This window comes from Exiguobacterium sp. s194 (assembly GCF_018618275.1).
GTDB classification, from domain to species: Bacteria; Bacillota; Bacilli; order Exiguobacteriales; family Exiguobacteriaceae; genus Exiguobacterium; species Exiguobacterium chiriqhucha.
Map to the genome: position 1 here is coordinate 76,006 of NZ_JACSLT010000001.1, position 22,059 is coordinate 98,064.

The window sequence follows — 22,059 nt, forward strand, 5'->3', positions numbered from 1 at the left end:
TTGCAAGGAGGAGTTTTGATGTCCATCCATATCGCCATCGTCGGATCGCACGAATTCGTGGAGACGATTCGCTCGCTCGGTTCACCAGAGGACGTCCGGTTCGCCTATCATCCGTATGAGCATCCGCACGAAGCGGCGACCATCGCTCAAACGCTCGGCTCGTTCGACGGCGTCTTTTTTTCCGGCTCATTCCCGTTCGCCTATGCGACCCCTCATCTTACCCACGTGGCGGCACATCACGTCGTCCAAGACGAGACTGTCCTCTTGACGACGCTTTTATATGCGACGCTCACCCACTCCGTGTCGCTCAATCAAGTATCAATCGATTTGGTCGAACCGAGACGACTGACGTCGATTCTCGACTCGTTTCCGAACGAACGGGTCGCCCCCACCGTCATGCGCATCAGTCCTGATCTCGCATTCGAGGACGTCATCGCCTTTCATACAAGTCACCAAGGCAAACAAACGAATCTGGCCATCACGAGCATCGAGCGGGTACATCATGAGCTCGTTCGTGCCGGGTTCAACAGTCAACTGATGATTGAGCCGACAGTGACCGTCAGGCACCATCTCGAACAGTTGATTCAACAAGTTCGGCAACAATTGGCCGATGCCGCCCAGTTCGCCATCATCCGCTACGACACGGACGATATAATGTTGCGTGACCATCTCGCCTCAGTCCGGTGTCTGGGTGGACATCTCGAGTCCGCGGAGGACCATCACATCACAGTATTGACGACCAAAGGTGAAGTGCTGAACGCGTTCGAAGAAGATACGCTCGCACCGAACGGGACGTACCGCATTGGAATCGGTTATGGCACGGACTATCAACAGGCGGACGAGCATGCTCAAATCGCCTTGTCTGCCGCAAGTAAAGAGCGCATCCGCATCGTCGATGATTCCAAACGATTATCGTTCCCGACCCGTGACGCGCACATCCCGTATCGCGTGACGGAACAACTTGCCTTCGACTTCATCAAACAAGCCGGAGTCAGCCCCGTCAATATCGGGAAGATTTTACAATTCGCCAAACGAAAGCACGAGTTTACGGCTAAAGAGTTGACCGACTATCTCGACGTGACGCGACGTACGACGGAACGGCTCATCAAAAAACTTCATGACGCCGGCATCGTCGATGTGATTGGCGAAGAGATGAGCTATGGCCAAGGCCGGCCTCGTGCCGTCTATAAATTCAATTTCCCGACCTCATGAGGCCGGGAAATTTTTTATTGGGCAGCTTGTTGTTCAATTGGTGGCTCTGCACTCAACACAGCAATCCGTTCAATCGTGAAACCTGTGAACGCATAGATGATTGAAATGACCGGAACGACAAAGTTTAGAATGGCGTATGGCGCATATTCGAACGCCCCGACGCCGAGTGTCCCGAGAATGAACACGCCGCACGTATTCCACGGGATGAAGACCGACGTGAGCGTGCCGCCATCTTCAAGCGCTCGCGACAAGTTCTTCGAATGAAGTCCCATCTTCTCGTAGGCACTGGCGAACATGCGTGACGGCACGACGATCGAGATGTATTGTTCGGAACATGATGCGTTCGTCGCGAACGCCGCTAAAATCGTCGAAGCGACCATTGAACCTGCCGTCTTCGCCAGTTTGACGATTTGATTCATGATGGACTGAAGCATGCCCGAGTATTCCAAGATGCCCCCAAACGTCATCGCGACAATCGTCATCGAGACGGTATACATCATCGCATCGAGACCACCCCGACTGAACAAGTTATCGACCAACTCATTGCCGGTCTCGATCACATATCCACTTTGGAGCGCGCCGACACTATCTGAGAGCGAGCCACCCTGGACGATGACTTGCGCCAAAAAGCCAAGGGCGATGCCGACGACGAGTGCTGGAATGGCCGGCACTTTTTTCGCGACGAGCGCGATGACGGCCAGCGGGATCACTAACAACCATGGTGAGATGACGAAACTGTCTTGCAAAATATCAAGCGTCTGGACGATTTCCGACGAATCCGTCGTCGTCTCGCTGAAGCGGCGGCCGAGCCACCAATACGCGCCAAGCGCAATGATAAGGCCCGGGATAGTCGTATAGAGCATGTGACGGATATGGACGAATAGGTCCGTATGCGTCAAACCGGCCGCCAAGTTCGTCGTATCCGACAGCGGCGACATCTTGTCCCCAAAATAGGCGCCAGAAATGACCGCTCCGGCGACCATCGGTGCTGGTATCCCCATACTTAGCCCGATGCCCATCCCGGCGACGCCGATCGTCCCCATCGTCGACCATGAACTGCCGATGGAGAGCGCGACGACCGCACAGATGATACAAATCGTCACAAGGAAATAGGCCGGTGAGATAATCGTCAACCCATAATAAATCATTGTCGCGACGACGCCTCCCCCAATCCACGCCCCAATCGTCAAGCCGACCAAGATGATGATGACGACCGCCGGCAAAGCGAGTCGAATCCCTTTGTACATCATCTCTTCAATCTCTTTCCACTTATAGCCGTGTCGCCAGGCGACGAGTGCCGCCACCGCAGTCCCGATGATGAGCGGGATGTGTGGGCCTTGTTTTAATTGGACAATGGCTACGAGCATGACCCCGATCATGACAAGTAGCGGCAATACTGCCCAGCGAAGCTTCATGTCTACCTTGTTCCCCTGTTGTTCCATGTGTCTTCCTCCCCGATAGCGAAAGATTCTGAATTGTCGTTATATTGTCGCTAATAAGATGATGATAACGCTTACATTCGAGGAAGGCAACAAAAAAATGAACGGAAGCGAAGTCGCCTCGTTCATTTCGTCAATCATGTAGCGTGTGCGGCCCGTCGCAACGTATCGGCGAGCAGGGCGGACGCTTCCGGTAATACGTCACGATCGAACGTCATCTGTGGATGATGAAGCCCTGGCGTCAAGTTGGCCCCGATTCCAATCATCGTCGCATCGAGTCCCGGTTGCTCGACCGTATAAAAATGAAAATCGTCGCTACCTGACGTGATGATGCGATCGACGAGCGCATCATCACCGAACCGCTGACTAATCGCTTCAGCCGCATGTCGGCTCGAACGCTCGCCAATCAAGGCGCCAGGGGTGAAATCTTGCCACTCCCAGTCGATCGTCACTCCATGCAGGACTGCAATCTGGTGCAACATCGTCTCGACCCGGTCGCGCAGCTCGAGCAGTTCCTTGTTCTGTTGGGCCCGGACGTCAATTGAGAATGTCGCATTGCCCGGAATGATGTTCAAATTCTCACTCCCAGCTTGTACACCCGTCAGTTTGACCGAATGCGGCTCAAACGGTGACAAATAGATACTCTTAAGCATCTGTTGAATCGTGAAGATGACGTCTAACGCGTTCTGACCTTGATGCGGCCGCGCGCCATGAGCATCGTCCCCGCTGATCCTGCCTTTCAAGAAGAACGCGGCCCCGTGTTGAATCGCAGCCGCATATTGACCGCGTTGCAGTTCCTCGAGCGGACGCAAATGAATGCCGTACAGCTGACTAACGTCTTTTAACGCCCCGTGTCGAATCATCGCGAGCGACCCGTTCCCTTGTTCTTCGGCCGGTTGGAAAATAAACCGGACCCGTTTCGGCAAGTGTTCGTGTCGCAACTCATCAAGTGCACCGAGCACCATGCTGATATTGGCATCATGGCCACATGAATGATTGGCTTGGAACGTCCCGTCAACTTGTTGCCATAACGCGTCGATGTCGGCTCGGACAGCGATGACATCGTGTCCCTCACCAATCTCGGCGATGATGCCGGTGACGTCGGCAAACGTTTCGTGACGGACTTGCCATGACGTCAAGATGTCGGCAATCGTCTTCGTCGTCTCGAATTCTTTCCAGCTCACTTCGGGATGGGCATGAAAATGCTCAAACCAGTTCAATACGTTCGTCATGATCGATCCCCCATATGTACTTATATTTTTTTGACCCCTTTAATCAATACCCATTGCAACGGCAATCGGGCCCACGTCACCCATTTCGGGAGCGGCATCTTGCCGAGTTTCGACGGTTTGAGCGCCATATTGATATTGGCCGGGAAGACGGCAATCAAAAATGCCGGTAACGTTCCCTTCACGAACCGTGTCCCCTTGTTCGTGAGCAACAGTGCGCCATAGACGACTTCGATGACCCCGCTCGCCTGAACCATGAACCGTTTGAACGGCCATGATTTCGGAATGATCGACATGAACGCCCGTTCTTGAACGAAGTGCATGATGCCGGCTCCTAAAAATAAAACCCCGTATAGTGTGCGAATCAATGGAATCCCCTCCTTTTTTCTAAGCATAACAAAAAAGATGGGCTACGTGCCCATCTTTACAATGCATCCCCATTCGCATTTTGAATCTCGACATCGACCGTCTCGGTCTTGCCGTCACGAACGTATTCGATTGTGACCGTTCCGTCCGTATCGCGAATCAATTCACTCCGAAGGTCGATGAACGACGAGACGGCTTGATCATTGATTTTCACGATGACGTCGCGCGCTTCAAGTCCGGCCCGTGCGGCCGAGCTGTTCGCTTGCACTTCCACGACGATTGTACCGGCTGTCACCGACTCCGGCAAGTTGATTTGCTCGGTCAAGTACCCTGGTGGGAACTCAGACACGTCTCGGAGCGACACACCAAGCGACGGATGATTCACTTCGCCCGTCTGCTCGATTTGATTGATGAGCGGCAAAGCGATATCGACTGGAATCGAGAAGCCGACCCCTTCCACCGAATCGGTCGCAATTTTCATCGAGTTGATTCCGATCAATTGGCCCGATTCGTTAATCAAGGCACCACCGGAGTTACCCGGGTTGATGGCAGCATCCGTCTGGATGACCTCGGCATTGAAATCGGCTTGTCCGTTCTCATCCGTATCGACCGGCACGAGACGGGACGTCGACGAGACGACCCCGCGCGTCACCGAGTTCTCAAACTGGCCAAGCGGATTGCCGATCGCTATGACAGTCTGTCCAGGCTTCAGTTCACTCGACTTCCCGATCGTGATGACGGATGAGACTTTGTCCGCATCGACTTCGAGCACCGCCAAGTCGTACGTGGCGTCACTGCCCATCAACTTGGCGTCCGCTGTCGATCCGTCATTGAATGTCACAGTCAAACGGTCAGCACCGTTGACGACGTGATGGTTCGTGACGATGTAAGCCGAGTCACCGTCTTTCTTATAGATGACACCCGAGCCGACACCAGCTTCGACCGATTCATTCGATAATCCGTTCGAAGCGAAATTGTTTACCGTCACGACGGCAGGTTGTGCGGTCGCGACCGCATCGGTGACCGAGCTGTCCGCCGTCGTCGATGTCGTCTGGACCGGTGACCCTTCCGACGTCACGTTCGTATCAGACACGTTCGTTGGGACTTGATCGATGAACGGGAAGGCGATGGCCCCAGTCAAGACAGCACCGATTATCCCACCGACAAACCCAGGGAACATCCGACCGACGAATGAAGGTCGGGCCGGTTGTGTTGCGCGCGACGGCTCTTGTCGTTGTTCGGACGAGCCAAGCTCGGTGTCGAGCCAATCCTCGCGGCGATTTGGTTCATTTGATTCTGTTGGACGATCGTTGCGTTCCATGTGTAATCATCTCCTATATGATGTTTCCTCTTTTGTTCTACCCTTAGTATAAGAGGCATAGTCATCGTTGTGCGGAAATGAGACATCGATTACAAGATTCTTCACAATTTGCGTCAATTGGGTCAGACGATAACGTTTTTTAACGTCCCGAGTCCCGTGATGCTCACTTCGATTGTGTCCCCGGATTGGAGATAGACGGGCGGTTTCATCCCATGGCCGACCCCCGCCGGCGTACCGGTGGCGATGATATCACCAGCTTCTAGCGTCATCCCTTTCGACAACGTCCGAATCAACTCTTCAATTGGACGAATCATGTCTGCTGTCGACCCGTTTTGGCGTGTCTCACCGTTCACGACCGTTTGAATCGCAAGTGGAAACGAGAGCTCATCCGGTGTGACGATATACGGTCCGAGCGGACAGAACGTGTCGAAGGATTTACCGCGGAAAAATTGGACGTGCTGTTTTTGAACGTCCCGGGCCGTGATATCGTTCAGAATCGTATATCCGAAAATATGGGCGTCGACGTCGTCGATGTCCCGTCCTGATTTCCCGATAATGACGGCGAGCTCGCCTTCGTAATCGAGTTGGTCGGTCAGTTCAGGATGACGTTCGACGACAGCCCCTGGTCCAACGACCGAAGTCGGTGCTTTCGTGAAGATGACGAGTTTGCCGGCTCCCGCCGTATCCATCTCTTTCACATGCTCTTCATAGTTCTTGCCGATACAGATCACGTTTTTGAGTGGTCGGTATGGCGCGACGAGCGTGACGTCGTGCAATGCGGTCCGAGGTGCGACGTCCAAATCGACATCCGGTTCAAACTCTCGCGCGATGACCTCTAACAACGAAGTCGTATGTAATTGGTCACTGACGTCATAGACAAACTCCCCTGCCACGACACCGACCCTTTGTTCTCCTTCAACTTGAAAACTACACCATTTCATCAAAATTCCCCCTTTTTTGCTAGTATACAAAAAATCGGGACGCGACGGTCCCGATTACGCTTTGTTCAAGAAAATAATTCGCTGATTGCTCGACCCCCGAAATCGGAGCGACCGGTCCATGAGCGGCTGTTCGAAACGACCGTCGACAAGGACATCGGCACGATCGAGCACGCTTGTGACGTACTCATCGTCCATACCTTGTAACTGTTCGAACGTATAGCCTGTATACACCCACACGTTTTTCTGAAGCGCCTTGCACCCGTCGACGAGCCGGGCTAGTGCTTCCGGTTGCAGGAACGGCTCTCCGCCCGAGACGGTGACACCGTCCCAACCGGATTGTTCGATTCGAGTGAGCAGGTCCTCGACTGGTACGTCTTCCCCACCTCGCGGGTTCCACGATTCCGGATTGTGACATCCAAGACAGCGATGAGGGCATCCCGCCGTAAAGATGACCGTGCGAATGCCTGGACCGTCGACAACCGATTCGTCAAGTACGGATAGGACGCGCATGATGCTTCACCCTCGCTCGTTCTTCTTCTCGTTTCGCCGAATTCCATCGGTCCATCGTGCCGACCAGATAGCCGGTGATGCGACGAATCCGTTCAATCTGCTCTTCCTCGCCACACGTCGGGCACGCGGCATCGATCGTTCCCTCGAGGCCGCAGTTACCGCACCGGTCGACGGGATGATTAATCGATCCGTAGCCGACGTTTCCGGTTCGCATGAGCCGGACGATCGCTTCGACCGCTTCCGGGTTATGGGCGAGCGACCCGTCGACTTCGACATAAGTGATATGACCCGCGTCACAGAGCTCATGGTACGGTGCCTCCAACCGAATCTTGTCACGAATCGACACTGACTGGTACACCGGCACATGAAACGAGTTTGTATAAAAGGCGCGGTCGGTGACACCCTCGATCATCCCGAACGCCTGCTGGTCCTTCAATACGAACTTCCCAGACAATCCTTCGGCCGGCGTGGCCAAGAGCGAAAAATTTAAATCGTGCTGCTCTGCCGCCTGTCTCATCCGATCACGTAAATGAGTGACGATATCGAGTCCGAGACGTTCCGCTTCCCGTGAATCGGCATGCGTGCCGCCTGTGAGCACGCGTAGCGCTTCGGCGAGACCGATGAAACCGACGGACAACGTCCCTTGCTTCAGTACATCCCGTAGCTCTTCTTCCGGTTGGAGTCTCTCGCTGCCCCTCCAGACGTGTTGAGCGTAAAGGAAGCGGAATTCGTCGGCATGACGCTTCGCTTGATAGTCGTACCGTTCGAGCAATTGATCGATGGCGACGTCGACGTAGGCGTCGAGCGTCTCATAAAATGTATGGATGTCCGAAGCGACGAGCGCCATCTTGACCAAGTTCAAGGTCGAGAACGATAAATTGCCTCGTCCGATCGACGTCTCGGCGCCGTGACGATTCCCCATCACTCGTGTCCGACACCCCATATAAGCGACTTCTGAGTCATGGCTCCCATCATAATATTGCAAGTTGAACGGGGCATCGACGAACGAGAAGTTCGGGAATAGACGCTTGCCCGTCACGCGACAGGCGAGTCGGAACAAGTCGACGTTCGGGTCGGTTTCATGAAAGTTGACACCCTCTTTTACTTTAAAGATTTGAATCGGGAAAATCGGCGTCTCCCCGTTACCGAGCCCTCGTTCGGTCGCATGCAACAACTCGCGGATGAAAATTCGACCCCAACGGCTCGTGTCGGTCCCATAGTTGATGGAGACGAATGGCACTTGGCCGCCTCCTCGCGAATGCATCGAATTAGCGTTATGAATGAACGCCTCACACGCTTGATACGTCGCTGTGATTGTCTCGGTCTCAGCGACTTCGAGAAGTTGCTCGGTCGACCATTCGACCGGAAGCTTCTTGAGACGCTCGAGTTGACGTTCATACGTCTTTTCGACGTACGGCGCTAAATCGACATCGAACATCGGGAACGCTTGACCCCCGTGTTGCATATTCTGGTTCGCTTGAAGAATAATCGAAGCGAGTGCCATCGCCGAACGGATGTCCTGGGGCGGTCGAATCGTCCCGTGTCCGGTATGGAAACCGTTCGTCAGCAACTCGCCGAGCGGGATTTGACAACACGTCGTCGATCCCGTCACGTAATAGTCGGCGTCATGGATGTACAAAAAGTTGTCTGCGACGGCCTGACGTGTCTGCTCTGACAACAAATACGTTGTCGACAGCTGTTTCGACACTTCCGAGGATAATCGTGCCAGTTTGCCAAGTGGTGATTTCCCGTCGACGTTGGCGTTCTCTTGTACGAGATCTTGATCTGGGAGAACACAGACATCTTCATAAAGCTGGAGCATGTTCACTCCGCATCACCTCACTATATATTGATATGAATCGAGTTCATAACTCGATTCAATTCCATATATAGATTATGTCATGTTTGAGCATGGAGATGTGGAGTCTAAATTGTGAGCGTTGGTTGTGATATAAACGCAAAAACAGCCGAGCCCGCATCTGGACTCGACCGTTCTTCAAGTGACCCAACTTATAATTCTTTAGCCGGTTTCACGATTTTTAATTCAACTTCTTCTTTTTCCTCTGACTCTTGGGCTTCGCGCAAGCCTTTCGCGTTCAACCACGTATAGATCGCACCCATGAACAAGGCGCCGCCGATGATGTTACCGAACGTGGCCGGAATCAAGTTGTGGATGGCGCCGGCAAAGCTAATCGCCTCAGGGTGTGGGACGACGAGCGTGAGCGCAAACAAGACGAAGTTGGCGATGACATGATCAAATCCTGACGCGAAGAAGACGGCGACGAGGAAAATCATCGAGAAGATTTGAGCGAACTCATTTTTCATCTGTTTTGGTAAGAAAATCGCGAGACAGACCATCCAGTTACAGAAGATGGCACGGAAGAAAATCTCGACCGTCGTATGATGCATCTTGCTCTCGACGACCGCGAACAGCCAGTTGTCCATCCCGAGTTCTTGGATGACGCCGGTCGGGGCGAGCAACAAGGCGAACAAGACGCCACCGAGCGCGTTCCCGACGAAACAAAGTAACCAGACGAGCATCGTGTCGCTGAGCGTCGTATAGCCGCGTAACGTCGAGGTCGTGAAATACATTGTGTTCCCCGTGAACAGTTCGGCTCCGCCGTAGATGATCATGACAAGCGCGATCCCGAATGAGAACCCACCGATGAGTGTCGTGAACGGCGAATCGATCAAGTACATCCCGTTGACAACTTTAAGTGTGAAGATTGAAGCGAATCCGATAAAGATCCCCGCGAGCATTGCCCGTAAAAAGTATTCCATTGGCCGATAATGAATCATTTGCGAAGATGCCTGAGCTTTTTTCCGTAATGATTCGAGTGCATGGATTTCCATTGATGCCATGTCACAAACCCTTCTTTCTGTTTGAATGAACCCATATAATAAGAACGAACATGTGAAATCATTAACAATATAAGCCCGAATCCAATAAATTGCAATCGACCTTGGACCGTGTTGACACATTTTTCACATCGTAATCGTTTACATTTGTCGGATTTGTGACGAAAAAAACGACCCTTCGCAAAGGGTCGTTCGATACAGCTTATTCTTTGTCTGCAGACTTCTCTTCAGACTCTTCAGATGATGCCTCAGCCGACTCTTCTTCAGTTGCTTCGGCTTCACTTTCTGTCGTTGTGTCTGTGTCAGCCTCGAGCTCTTCAAGAGAGACCGGCTCGTTCACAGATGCGATTTGAAGCTCGCCATCCGAGACGATGTCATAGTCTTTGTTCTCTGGAATGTCAGCTACCGTGACCGAGTCACCGATACCGAGTTCAGAAACATCGAGTTCAATGCGTTCCGGAATGTTAGCCGGTGTCGCCGATACCGTAACTTTATAGAGCGTTTGCGCCAAGAAGCCGCCTTCTTTGACACCTTTCGCGTCACCGACGAGTGTGACGTCCGCTTCGACTTCCGTCGCTTCGTCCATCTTCACGGCCATGAACTCGACGTGCTTGTATTCGTTCGTGAACGGGTCAACTTCTGTCCCGTGAACGAGCGTGTTTACTTTCTTGCCGTCGATGTTCAACTCGATTAACGCGTTGTCACCGTGTTCGCGGAGAATCTTGCGAAGTGCCATCTCCTCGAATGCAACTGGTGTGCTCTCGACTTTATAGCCGTATACGACACCTAGTACTTTACCTTCTTTACGCAAGTTTGCGCGGACCGAACGTGGTCGTAATTCTCGTTTCATTACTTTAAGCGTGTCTGCCATAATCTTTTCCCCCTACTGGTTTATCGATCATGTCTACATCTTGAGGGTGAGGCAGTGAAAAAGCCACCTCTCAACCTCGATGCGTTGAGTGACATGTGTATATTGTTCCCATAGGCACCCGGACATAAACGTTACAGCCGGTTAAAAAAAGATTACAAGCGTGTCACATAACCCGTTTGAACAACTTCTCAAGTTCGTACGTGCTCCATTTCACCAAGATCGGTCGCCCGTGCGGACACGTATACGGGGACGTCGTCTGATTGAGGTCATGCAGCAATTGCCGCATCATTTCGTGGTTCAATGGATGGTTCGCTTTAATCGACCGCTTGCACGCCATCAAGATTGACGCGTCTTCCCGATATTTGGCGAGATTGACAGAGCGGTCCCGAATCGCCATCTCAATCAAATCGCGGACCGTCCCTTCCAAATCGTGCTGCGGGTACCACGTCGGAATCTCCCGGACGAGGAACGTGTTGCCACCGAACGGCTCCAATTCGAGACCCGCTTCTTTCAAGAGCGGAGCGACTTCTTCAATCGCGAGCGTCTCTTCTTGCGTGAACTCGAGCGTGAGCGGGAGCAGCAACAATTGATATTCCTTGTCCGGATTCCCGAGTTGCTCATAAAACAATTCGTATTTGATCCGTTCCTGAGCCGCGTGTTGGTCGATGACATACATGCCGTCCTCGGCGCCGCAGACGATATAGCTCGCATGCAATTGGCCGATGACGTCGAGCGGCGGCAACCGCTCTCCTTTCGTCTCAATTGTGTCCGATTCGATAATCGGGTCGGTCGGTGCAGGCTCTTCATTGACGAGCGGGGTCGGTGACCATCGGCTCGGTGACGTGACAGGCTCACGGGGAATCGGATAGTTCCACGTCGGCGGTTCATCCGTGACAGGTGTCCGTTCGACCGTGAAATCAAGTCGCTCTTGTTCGGTCCGATTGACCGGTCGCTCTTTCGGTTTGACCGACGGGATTAAACGCTGTTCCCGGAGTGTCAGTTGGACCGTCTCGCGAATCAACTGGCACAGCTCTTTCTCTTTCGAGAGTCGGACCTCCCGTTTTGTCGGATGGACGTTGACGTCAATCAACATCGGATCCATGTTCACTTCGAGGACGGCAATCGGATAACGACCAATCGGGAGTAACGTATGGTAACCCTCTAGTACACTTTGGGTCAACGCAAAGTTCTTGATGCTCCGACCGTTCAAGATGAGCGTCACGTACTGCTTGTTCGAACGCGTCACTTCAGGCCGGACGAGATGGGCGCTCAAACTATAGTCGTTCGTCTTGCTCGACGCGGTAACGATTTGCGCCGCAACTTGACGCCCATAAATGGCGAGCATGACTTGCTTGATGTCGCCGTTCCCACTCGTCCGCAGAAGTTCCTTGTCTTCATGGAACGCCGTGAGGCGAACTTCCGGGTGGGACAAGGCGATCCGGTTCAACGTATCGGTGATACTCGCGAGTTCGGTCGCCGACGTCTTCAAGTATTTGAGGCGGGCCGGTGTATTGTAGAACAATTGACTGACCGCTATCTCTGTTCCGACGTTTGCGGCGGCCGGTGTTTGCGCCGTAACGACACCCCCTTGGAGCGTCATCTCAAATCCGTCCTCTTCAGTTCGGCGTGACTTCAATGTCACATGACTCACTGAGGCGATAGACGCTAAGGCCTCCCCCCGGAAGCCGAGTGTGCGAATCCGGAACAAGTCGTGCTCGTCCCGGATTTTGCTCGTCGCATGACGTAAAAAAGCACGCGGGGCGTCCTCTTCATAAAACCCATGCCCGTTATCCCGGACTTTAATGAGACGTATCCCGGCTTCCTCCAAATCGACTTCAATTTTCGTGGCACCGGCGTCAATCGCATTCTCGACGAGCTCTTTCACGACCGAGGCTGGGCGTTCGACGACTTCCCCGGCAGCGATTCGGTTGGCCAGTTGTTCCGGTAACTCTTGAATGATTCCCATTGACTCACCCCTTCTTCGCGGATTGTTGGAGCGCATAGAGCGCCTGCATCGCCTCGATCGGGTTCATCGCCAGCAAATCGAGGTCGAGCAGTTGTCGTTTGATGTCGTCGTCCGCCTCAAATAGTGACAGTTGGGCCACAGGTTCAGCCGGAGCCGGCTGTTCTACAGCTGCCCGTGCCGGTTTCGGTTCTGTCTCGAGCTCAGACAAAATCGTTCGCGCCCGTTCAATCAAATCAGGCGGCAAATCAGCGAGTTCGGCGACGTGAATCCCGTACGATTTGTCGGCCCGTCCCGGATGAACTTCATGCAGGAAGACGACACGTCCGTCCCGTTCAATGGCACGGACGTGCACGTTCTCAAGGGCTGGAATTGTGTCTTCGAGCACGGTCAACTCGTGGTAATGGGTCGAAAACAATGTTTTCGCGCCGATGGTGGCCGCGATATATTCGACGATGGCCTGTGCGAGCGCCATACCGTCATACGTCGAGGTTCCTCGTCCAATCTCATCGAGGAGGATGAGACTATCTGCTGTTGCTTCCGTCACAGCCTGACGTGTCTCCGTCATTTCGACCATGAACGTCGACTGTCCGCTCACCAAATCGTCGGCTGCCCCGATGCGGGTAAAGATGCGGTCGAACAAAGGAAGTTCGGCCGCTTCGGCCGGCACGAATGAACCGATTTGATGCAGGATGGCAATCAGTGCGAACTGACGCATATACGTCGATTTACCGGACATGTTCGGTCCGGTGATTAAAAGCATGCGCCGCGTGTCATCGAGCGTCAAGTCGTTGGCGACGTATTCCCCACGAGGCAATACCGTCTCGATGACCGGATGGCGTCCACGATCGATTTGGACATTATTTGACGTCGTCGGCCGGACATAGTCCCGTTTTTCGGCGACAATGGCGAGCGCGAGCAGGACGTCGAGTTCACTTAACGAGCGGGCTAGTTGTTGAAGTGGTTTCGTCTCTTGTTTGACTTCTTCACGTAACGTGACGAACAAGTCATATTCAAGCGTACAGCTCTTCTCCTCGGCACCGAGGATGAGCGCTTCTTTTTCTTTTAACTCAGGCGTGACATAGCGTTCGGCGTTCGTAAGCGTCTGTTTCCGTTCATACCGCCCCTCTTCGAGCAAGCGCGCATTCGCTTTCGTCACTTCCAAATAATAGCCAAAGACACGGTTATAGCCGATTTTCAGCGACTTGATGCCGGTCGCGAGCCGCTCTTGTTGCTCGAGATTGGCAATCCACGTCTTCCCGTTCGCTTTCGCCTCGAGCAGTTCATCAAGTTCGGCCGAATAGCCTGAACGAATCATGCCGCCTTCTTTAATTGAGATGGGTGGTGTCTCGACGAGCGCCGCCTGAAGTCGTTCCGATAGCGCGTCGAACGTGTCGAGCGTCGCATCGATGTGATGCAATCGCGTTGCCGTGACATTCGCGAGCAACTCTCGTACCGCTGGAATGCGTTCAAGCGTGTTCCGCAACTGGACAAGGTCACGTGCGTTGGCCGTCCCGTAACCGACTTTCGCGACGAGCCGTTCGATATCGTAGACGTGACGTAATTGCTCCCGTAATTGATCGCGGAGCATGAAATCATCGACTAAATTTTCGACGGCATCTTGGCGTTCACGAATCGCCTGTTCCGTATAGAGTGGCTGTTCGAGCCAACGTTTCAATAGTCGTCCCCCCATCGCTGTCGTCGTCTCATCGAGCAGGGCGAGAAGTGATCCTTTCCGTTCCCCGGACCGGGCCGAACGGAACAGCTCCAAGTTGCGGGCCGTATTCGCATCGAGTTGCATATGGGCCTCAACCTCATAGGCGACAGCGGGCTGCAGGTGATCGAGGGCTCGTTTTTGCGTCCGCGTCAAGTAGGCGAAAAGGAGTTCGAACGCACTTACTTGTGCCTCGTCGCGGGCACCGCTCGACAACGAGCTCGCCAATCGCTCTGTCTGCACCGACAACGGAATACCGAGTGATGAGAGATGGTCTGCCAACTCGGCGTCATCAACGATGATTTCACTCGGGACCAACCCTTCGACTTCGCGTAGGACGGCCTCACGCGACGGTAAGGTCGTCAACCAAGATTCACCTGTCGTCACATCGCCGCGGGCGATCCCAAACCGGCCTGCGACGTTCACGACCGAAAGTAAATACCGGTTCTCTTTCTCACCGAGCGCGGCCATATATGTACCCGGCGTGATGACTTGAATGACTTCACGTTTGACGAGTCCTTTCGTCGCTTTTGGATCTTCCATCTGCTCACAAATCGCCACGTTGAACCCTTTTTCAATGAGTTGCTCGATATAGATGGCAGCGGAATGATGCGGGACCCCGCACATCGGAATCGGGTGCTCGGCGTTTTTTCCGTTTTTCGCAGTCAATGTCAATTCGAGCTCTTTGGCGACGATTTGAGCATCTTCAAAAAACAGCTCGTAAAAGTCGCCGAGCCGGTAGAAGAGAAAGGCGTCTGGATAATCGGCCTTGATTGAAAAGTATTGTTTCATCATCGGGGTTTGATGTATCGTTTCCATTCGTGTTCACCTCTAGAAATTAGAACAGCTGACCAAAGGCCAGCTGTCTGTTTGTTAGTATCCGCAGCCGCCGCGTGATTTTTCCGCTGCCATGCCGCTTCCTGTTTTACCGGCGAGAACGTCACCGTCCGTCGACTCGATAATGCGATCTGTCACCGAGTTGGCGAGTGTGACCGTCACGTATTGAAGCAAATCGTTCACTTCGACTTGCGTCTCTTGGAACGCCTGGACGACCGGAATCGAATCGAGTTCGTCCATCGCCTTGTCGATTTTTAGCTCGACTTTGGCGAGTGCTTCCGTCTTCCCGTAATGCTTGCAGTTGACGGCTTCTTTTTGTAAGTATTTGATACGCTTAATCAACGTTTGAACGCGCTCACTTTCGTTCACTTTCGTTTCCGCTTCTTTGAAGCGGGCCACTTCCGGCGTGCTCGCCAATAAGTCGGCTAATTCTCTCGCTTTTTGAATCACAGTTTGATCAGTCACCATCGTAAACCCCTTTGCTCTCTATGATTGAACGCACGTCTTGACGCACGCAAGTATTCCTCATCATTCTACCACGAACTTATGGCAAACGGTACCGCATCGATTCACTTCGAAACGGTCGCCGTCCGAACCATATCGACGTGGGGAATCCCATCCTCTAAGTACTCCTCGCTCGTTCGTGTGAACCCAAAGCTTGCATAGAACGGCTCCACATACGTTTGCGCTTGCAAATACAAATCGCGATTCCCAAAGTCGGCCACGGCTTCTTGCATCAAGCGCCGCGAATGGCCTTGTCCCCGATGCGTCGATTTTGTGACGACACGACCGATGGCGATTGGCGATTCATCCTCGAGGACACGTAACGCCGCAATCGGGCGACCGTCTGCCTCAATCCAGTAATGGACCGCCGTCACATCTTTCCCATCGACTTCTTGGTACGGGCAATCTTGTTCCACGACAAAGATTTCGGTGCGGAGCGCCAATAGCTCATAGAGCTCTCTCGTCGTCAATTCGTCAAACCGTTTTTTCTGCATATCAACTTGTCCCCCTCATAACTTCGAACCGAGCGCTCGGGCGACGTGGAGGCCGCTCGTCATCGCCCCGATCGTCCCGGCACCTGGAAACACCGTGTCGCCGCAAACGTAAAAATTCGGAAGGTTCGTCCGATAGCTCGCCGCATGGAATAACGCTTGTTGCGGTGTTTGGGCATATCCACCGACCGCACCGTGCGGACGTTTCGTATATTTCACCCATGCCCCCGGTCCGCCCGGAAGCAACACCGACGATGAACCGGTCCACCTCGGGAACGCTTGTCTCACCGCCTTGACGAGGCGCTCGGTCCATTCTGCCTCTAGTTTCTCATACGTCGCCTTGTCTTTCCAAGCCTGCCACTCCGACAAATCGATATGGGTCGAGACGGTCAATGTTCGTTCCGGCCGTTCGGTTCGGCGCGTATCGTCCGCAGCCGACATCGAAATGAAGGCGTGACCTGACGGCAAATCATCACTATATACTTGTTGGAAGAGCGGACGTCCCGTGCACGCCGCTTCCGGTAACGTGACGTAAAGACTGAACGTCCCCCATTGCGACCGTTCTAGTTGACGGTCGTACTGTCTCTGGAACTGTCGAGCCGTTTGTCCCGTGACCAACTGAGCGGTCGCCTCGAGCGGGATGGCCGACACGACGACATCGACGAGGTCGAGCCGGCCCCGGCGATCGGTCAACAACCAACCGTCAGCAATCCGCTCGATCTTAACAATTTGTCGTCCGAGAATCGTTTTTCCATCGTCTCTTCGAATCGACCGCTCCAACGCGTGGGCGAGTGTGTACAATCCCCCATCGACGTAATATGCTCCCTCATGGTAAATGGATAAAGCGACGGCCGCGAGCAAATGGCTCGCCTCGCGGGCACCAGTCTGCAAGCTATCGAGCAAAATCCCGTCGATAACCCGCTCGAACGCAGTCCCGTTCAATCGATGCCGTTTTAACGTTGTACCGAGTGGTCGATACAGCTTCCGGAACGACCGGAGCTGTGCCGGTCGAAACGCTCGTATCGCAACCGATGCGTCACGAATCGACCGAAACGGCAACGCCGGTAGCGTCTCAAACAAAGGACGGATCGTCTCGAAATCGGTCCACACTTCATTCAAGAAAGCACGAATTCGCGGAGCGAGCTCTGGAAATATCGACTCAAGTTCTGCTAAAAACAGATCCCGGTCTTGATGATAATGGACAGTCTGTCCGTCGAGATGAATCTGCATCACCTCGGTTAACGGGCGAACGTCAATCGTTTCACCTAAGTAGGACAAGACTCGCTCATGCAGGCCGCCCGGTTCAAATCCCATCCCGAGCGTCGCCCCGGCCGGGAACCGATAGTCCCCACGTTCGAATTTTCCGGCACAACCACCCCATTCTCGTGACGACTCGTATACGGTCACGTCATGGCCGATTCGGCTCGCCAGCGCACCCGTCGTCAATCCGGCAACTCCTCCACCGATAATCCCGATTCGCATATTGAATCCCCTCCTGCCTTCATCATACATGGCTTCCTGAAATCCGAGACATTTCAACGTGTTCCGTAGACATATTTCACCGGTCAGGCAGGGTTCTGCCGGTAGATGGCGAAAAAATCGATAAAGGACAGGTGAAACCATATGCGAAGTCGGGTCATCATTTATCTGCTCATTCCAATCTTGATTTTTATCGGTATTTTGATTACACCTCCATCAGAAGAATCACAAAAAGTCGCCACCATGACGGCTGTCAACATTCAGGAGATGATTCCGTATGAACGCGAGTACACGGCACAAAAAGTGTTACTCGAGGAAGTGAACGATGGCCGCGAGGCAATTATCGAGGAGTGGCGGCTCGAACGCGGGGCGCGCACGACTTATAGTTACGTGTTACGACTTCAAGGGTTCGATACGGTGATTCAAGTCGATGCTGGGGCGGCCAACACGCGCTCGGACGGCTATTATGCCATGCAAGCGCACAGCCCCGTCTTTGAAGCGGACGAACCGCTGTCAATCGGTTATCCGATTGTGCTCTTCGCCAGCGAGCAACGGCTCGTACTGAACCAGATGGAAGTACGCGTCCTATACGAAGAGGACGGTGTCATTGAAAAATGGCGTATCCTAGAATCCACAGAATCTTAATGAAGGCGGAACTAATATGAATCTCACATTTCAACGGGCAACCGAATCACAACAAGCCGAAATTTATGCACTTGCAGGCGTCAATCGTGAGGAAGCGACCAACCACGTGTCGACTGATAGCCGAGAAAAGATGATTGAAGCGTACGAACATTCTGCAAAGTTCGGTGCTTATTTTCTCTGTCTCGTCGATGACGAGACACTCATCGGCTGGACGCAAATCGACAAAGCGTTCGATTATTTGACGGGTGCGGAGGTCGGTTGGGTGAACGACCTATATATCAAACCCGTTTTTCGCGGGCACGGTTATGCCAAATTATTGATGCAAGAGGCGCTCGCCACGTTCAAACAAATGGGCTATACCGACGTGCGCTTGAACGTGTATGCGCATAATCAAACAGCGATGCATCTATATGAACAACTTGGCTTCTCCGACGTCAGCAAGTTCATGAAAATCGACATATGAGAGGCGAGACGTCATGCAAAAAATATTATTAATCGGTTCAGGCGGTTCGGGCAAGTCGACACTCGCCCGCGAGTTGGGCGCCCGACTCGGAATCGATGTTCATCACCTCGACGCGTTACTATGGAAGCCGAATTGGACACCCGCCACGCGACAAGAACAAATTGCCACGCAGTCAGCGTTGATTGAACGCGATTCGTGGATCATCGATGGGAATTACGGGGGGACGCTCGATTTGCGAGTAGATGCTGCCGACACGATTGTATTTCTCGACTTGCCGCGTACCGTCTGCACGTATCGCGTTTTGAAGCGCATGCTCAAGTACCGCGGCAAAACACGCCCTGACATGGGCCCTGGTTGTGAGGAACGATTCGACCCGAAGTTCTTGAAGTGGGTATGGGATTATCCGAAGTCGCAGCGACCAGCCATTTTACAACGTTTACACAAACTTGAATCCGAAAAAGACATTATTCTCCTGCGTTCACGGGCCGAGGTCCGTCGTTTCGTAGTGAATCAACTGGAGGCGAATACATGAATCCAATTCTCGCAGAAATTGGGACCGTCTTTATCCCCGTCCGAGACGTTGAAACGTCCCGGGATTGGTATTGTCAGCTATTTGATATCTCAGCAGATGGAGACATACTGTTCGATCATCTCTATGTCGTCCCGTTAAACGGACCAAATCTGGTACTAGACAGTAAGATTTTCTCTGAAGCGAACGTCATTCAGACCCCGCTTTTCCATTTGAACACGCCTGATATCCACCAAGCATATGCGCATATGGTGCAACGACAAATTGACATTGTAACCCCGATTGAACACGACCATTGGTTCAATTTCAAAGACCCAGACGGAAACATCCTGATGATGTGCCAATGCTGACGGGGACTATAGAAGGTGCAAGCATTCAAATTCAACGCGTCAATCACATGGATCGCGCAATCACTCAATTGAGCGACTTGTCGCCCGACGTTCATTTGTTAATTGCCACATGAGCGGAAACCGTCGTCGGGACCCTGTAACTCCAATTCTGTACGAAACCGAACGGTATCCATCGTGTCGAAATCGCAAACTTGATGACACACCCTGATTGTCATCTACTATAATCTGCTGGCGAGACTTAATATGGATTATTCACGTGACGAGAGTCCGAGTTCAGACTCGCCTGCCACTGGAGGGTCGCCGATGCAACATATAGATTGGATCGCTGAAGGAAACAGTGCCCATGTCTATCTTGACGACAATAAAATATACAAACGATTTAAGCCGCCGATTTCTTTAGACACGGCACGACATGAAGCGAAGAAGCAACAGCTGGCTCACGCGGCAGGCCTACCTGTCCCAGACGTCTATGAGGTATTCGATGCTGAGGGATATGCTGTGCTCGTCATGGAATATGTGCCCGGCCTCTCGATCGGTCAACTCGCACTCAGGGAACCGGGCCGTCTGGCCGAATATATTGACCGTTCGATTCAACTGCAACTCGCCATCCATCAGATTGTACACATCGAAATCGAATCGATGGTTGAGCGATTGCATAGTCAAATCAAAAGGGCTCCCCGATTGAACGAGTATGAGAAAAACCGACTCGTAACGCGAATGGAGTCGTTTCAGTTTGTATCGAGACTATGTCATGGTGATTTTCATCTACATAATTTGATTCAAACCGAGACAGGCATCTCAATCATCGATTGGATGGATGCCAGCCTCGGTGACGCACAGGCCGATATCTGCCGGACGTATCTGCTTTATCTAGAGAAGTATCCCGAGTTAGCGGAAAGCTATATATCGCGCTATTGTGAGAAAAGCGAAACATCCCGAGATGAGGTCTTGAAATGGCTACCCATCCTAGCGGCTGCGAGGCTGAGTGAGTCTGTCGATTCAAATCAATCCAATTACTTGTACGCCTTATGCACATCTTCCTAAAAGGAGTGTAGGATGCCTTGAAGATTGAACCGTTCGAAGCGGCACTTCGCTTCATCTCCACACATTTCCCCCACTGTCAGGCCGCACTGCTCGCCGGGAGCGTCGTCCGTGGTGAGGCGACCGCAACGTCGGATTTAGACATCATCATCTTCGACGACACCCTCGTCTCGTCTTATCGGGAATCGTTCATCGAGTCCGGATGGCCCATCGAACTATTCGCCCATAACTTGACGTCGTATCGTACGTTCTTCGAACAGGATTGCCAGCGTGCCATTCCATCGTTACCAAGAATGGTCACCGAAGGCATCGTCTTGAAGGACACAGACATCGTCGAAGACATCAAACGTGAAGCGAGAGCGTTGCTCGACAGCGGGCCGGAGGCTTGGTCGGACGAGACGATTGAGTTGAAACGATACTTTCTGACCGATGCACTCGATGACTTGATTGGATGTACCCGTCGCTCGGAAGGACTGTTCATCGCCGCAAAAATCGGTGAGCTCACGGCTGAGTTCATATTGCGTACGAACAAAAAATGGATTGGTTCATCGAAATGGACGTATCGTTCGCTTGAACAATTTGATGCGTCAGCCGCACGTCAACTCACTGACGCCCTTGAGGCGTATTATCAAACGAACGAAACCGACGCGCTCATCCGTTACGTCGATGTGACGCTCTCCCCGTTCGGCGGCCGGTTGTTCGCCGGATTCAGCCGTGGGAAATCAAACGAAACGTGAGGGTAGCCCATGTTCTTTCTGCAAATGTCCGGTTTCCCCGGATCAGGCAAATCGACGCTGTCTCGGGAAATCGCTCGACGACTGGATGCGGTCATCGTCGATCACGATGTCACGAAGACGGCACTGCTCGAATCGACTTCACAACACCCGCTTGATGCTGCGCTGGCCGGAAAAATCGCTTATGATCTCGATTGGTCGCTCGTCGAGTTCCAGTTGTCTTTAGGACGGAACGTTATTTTAGATAGCCCTTGTCTATATGACGTGATGATTGAACGCGGCCTGACAATTACGGCAAATGGCGGAGCCACGTATCGTTACATCGAGTGCCTCGTCGACGACGTCGATGTAATCAATCGGCGGTTGCGCGAGCGCGACCGAAAGCTCAGTCAAATCAGAAGCGTCTCACCAGAGAATTTTGATCGGACCGTCGCCAGCAGTAAAAAACCACCGAATATGCATACGCTTACAATTGATACGAATCGCCCTCTCGAGACGTACTTGCCTGACGTCATCGCCTATCTCCAAGGGATTGATTGACCACCTGATGTATCCTGTGAC

22 protein-coding genes are annotated in these 22,059 nt (G+C 52.8%); 8 read left to right on the forward strand and 14 right to left on the reverse strand.

The window, feature by feature from the left end; all coding sequences use genetic code 11:
* Positions 1–18 precede the first annotated feature (18 nt).
* Positions 19–1,212 (forward strand): HTH domain-containing protein, encoded by a 1,194-nt coding sequence (locus KNP85_RS00365; protein ID WP_214800774.1) that lies wholly within the window; start codon positions 19–21, stop codon positions 1,210–1,212.
* 14 nt (positions 1,213–1,226) lie between these two features.
* On the opposite strand, the gene nhaC is transcribed toward KNP85_RS00365, so the two are convergent.
* From nhaC to KNP85_RS00435, 14 genes are all read right to left on the reverse strand, one after another.
* The gene (gene nhaC, locus KNP85_RS00370) at positions 1,227–2,627 is read right to left on the reverse strand and encodes a Na+/H+ antiporter NhaC (protein WP_058764511.1); all 1,401 of its coding nucleotides are present in this window, start codon (positions 2,625–2,627) and stop codon (positions 1,227–1,229) included.
* A 161-nt stretch (positions 2,628–2,788) separates the two neighbouring features.
* Complete coding sequence (locus KNP85_RS00375) at positions 2,789–3,883, reverse strand: amidohydrolase (RefSeq protein ID WP_214800776.1); 1,095 nt, start codon at positions 3,881–3,883, stop codon at positions 2,789–2,791.
* A gap of 20 nt (positions 3,884–3,903) precedes the next feature.
* Positions 3,904–4,248: a DoxX family protein gene (locus KNP85_RS00380; RefSeq protein WP_198922698.1), complete on the reverse strand. Its 345-nt coding sequence runs from the start codon at positions 4,246–4,248 to the stop codon at positions 3,904–3,906.
* A gap of 56 nt (positions 4,249–4,304) precedes the next feature.
* On the reverse strand, positions 4,305–5,567 hold the full coding sequence (locus KNP85_RS00385; protein WP_214800778.1) for a S1C family serine protease: 1,263 nt from the start codon (positions 5,565–5,567) through the stop codon (positions 4,305–4,307).
* A gap of 122 nt (positions 5,568–5,689) precedes the next feature.
* Positions 5,690–6,508 carry a fumarylacetoacetate hydrolase family protein gene (locus tag KNP85_RS00390; protein WP_214800780.1) on the reverse strand — a complete coding sequence of 273 codons (819 nt, stop codon included), beginning with the start codon at positions 6,506–6,508 and terminating at the stop codon, positions 5,690–5,692.
* 54 nt (positions 6,509–6,562) lie between these two features.
* Positions 6,563–7,018 carry an anaerobic ribonucleoside-triphosphate reductase activating protein gene (nrdG, locus tag KNP85_RS00395; protein ID WP_021067287.1) on the reverse strand — a complete coding sequence of 152 codons (456 nt, stop codon included), beginning with the start codon at positions 7,016–7,018 and terminating at the stop codon, positions 6,563–6,565.
* Complete coding sequence (locus KNP85_RS00400) at positions 6,996–8,840, reverse strand: anaerobic ribonucleoside triphosphate reductase (RefSeq protein ID WP_214800932.1); 1,845 nt, start codon at positions 8,838–8,840, stop codon at positions 6,996–6,998. The genes nrdG and KNP85_RS00400 overlap by 23 nt, the downstream gene beginning before the upstream one ends.
* Positions 8,841–9,028: 188 nt before the next feature.
* Positions 9,029–9,871, reverse strand: coding sequence for a formate/nitrite transporter family protein (locus KNP85_RS00405; RefSeq protein ID WP_029595608.1), 843 nt, complete (start codon positions 9,869–9,871; stop codon positions 9,029–9,031).
* Positions 9,872–10,079: 208 nt separating this feature from the next.
* Positions 10,080–10,748 (reverse strand): 50S ribosomal protein L25/general stress protein Ctc, encoded by a 669-nt coding sequence (locus KNP85_RS00410; protein ID WP_214800782.1) that lies wholly within the window; start codon positions 10,746–10,748, stop codon positions 10,080–10,082.
* A 163-nt stretch (positions 10,749–10,911) separates the two neighbouring features.
* The gene (gene mutL, locus KNP85_RS00415; RefSeq protein ID WP_214800784.1) at positions 10,912–12,714 is read right to left on the reverse strand and encodes a DNA mismatch repair endonuclease MutL; all 1,803 of its coding nucleotides are present in this window, start codon (positions 12,712–12,714) and stop codon (positions 10,912–10,914) included.
* A gap of 4 nt (positions 12,715–12,718) precedes the next feature.
* A complete protein-coding gene (gene mutS, locus KNP85_RS00420; protein ID WP_214800786.1) occupies positions 12,719–15,244 on the reverse strand; it encodes a DNA mismatch repair protein MutS in 2,526 nt (841 codons plus the stop codon).
* Between the two features lie 54 nt (positions 15,245–15,298).
* A complete protein-coding gene (locus KNP85_RS00425; protein ID WP_021067281.1) occupies positions 15,299–15,730 on the reverse strand; it encodes a YlbF/YmcA family competence regulator in 432 nt (143 codons plus the stop codon).
* 101 nt (positions 15,731–15,831) lie between these two features.
* Positions 15,832–16,260 carry a GNAT family N-acetyltransferase gene (locus KNP85_RS00430; protein ID WP_214800788.1) on the reverse strand — a complete coding sequence of 143 codons (429 nt, stop codon included), beginning with the start codon at positions 16,258–16,260 and terminating at the stop codon, positions 15,832–15,834.
* Between the two features lie 15 nt (positions 16,261–16,275).
* Entirely contained in the window at positions 16,276–17,739 is a 1,464-nt protein-coding gene (locus KNP85_RS00435) for a phytoene desaturase family protein (protein WP_214800790.1), read from the reverse strand.
* A gap of 141 nt (positions 17,740–17,880) precedes the next feature.
* On the opposite strand from KNP85_RS00435, the gene KNP85_RS00440 reads away from it, so the two are divergent.
* From KNP85_RS00440 to KNP85_RS00470, 7 genes are all read left to right on the forward strand, one after another.
* A complete protein-coding gene (locus KNP85_RS00440) occupies positions 17,881–18,381 on the forward strand; it encodes a hypothetical protein (protein ID WP_214800792.1) in 501 nt (166 codons plus the stop codon).
* A gap of 16 nt (positions 18,382–18,397) precedes the next feature.
* A complete protein-coding gene (locus tag KNP85_RS00445; RefSeq protein WP_021067277.1) occupies positions 18,398–18,844 on the forward strand; it encodes a GNAT family N-acetyltransferase in 447 nt (148 codons plus the stop codon).
* 13 nt (positions 18,845–18,857) lie between these two features.
* Positions 18,858–19,376, forward strand: coding sequence for a DNA topology modulation protein (locus tag KNP85_RS00450; protein ID WP_214800794.1), 519 nt, complete (start codon positions 18,858–18,860; stop codon positions 19,374–19,376).
* Positions 19,373–19,723 (forward strand): VOC family protein, encoded by a 351-nt coding sequence (locus KNP85_RS00455; protein WP_021067275.1) that lies wholly within the window; start codon positions 19,373–19,375, stop codon positions 19,721–19,723. Before KNP85_RS00450 ends, KNP85_RS00455 begins: the two co-directional genes overlap by 4 nt.
* 303 nt (positions 19,724–20,026) lie before the next feature.
* Positions 20,027–20,767, forward strand: a complete 741-nt coding sequence (locus KNP85_RS00460) for a phosphotransferase family protein (protein WP_214800796.1) — start codon at positions 20,027–20,029, stop codon at positions 20,765–20,767.
* A gap of 17 nt (positions 20,768–20,784) precedes the next feature.
* Positions 20,785–21,501 (forward strand): nucleotidyltransferase domain-containing protein, encoded by a 717-nt coding sequence (locus KNP85_RS00465; RefSeq protein WP_214800798.1) that lies wholly within the window; start codon positions 20,785–20,787, stop codon positions 21,499–21,501.
* Positions 21,502–21,510: 9 nt separating this feature from the next.
* Entirely contained in the window at positions 21,511–22,038 is a 528-nt protein-coding gene (locus tag KNP85_RS00470; RefSeq protein WP_214800800.1) for a P-loop nucleotide/nucleoside kinase family protein, read from the forward strand.
* The last annotated feature ends 21 nt before the right edge of the window (positions 22,039–22,059 follow it).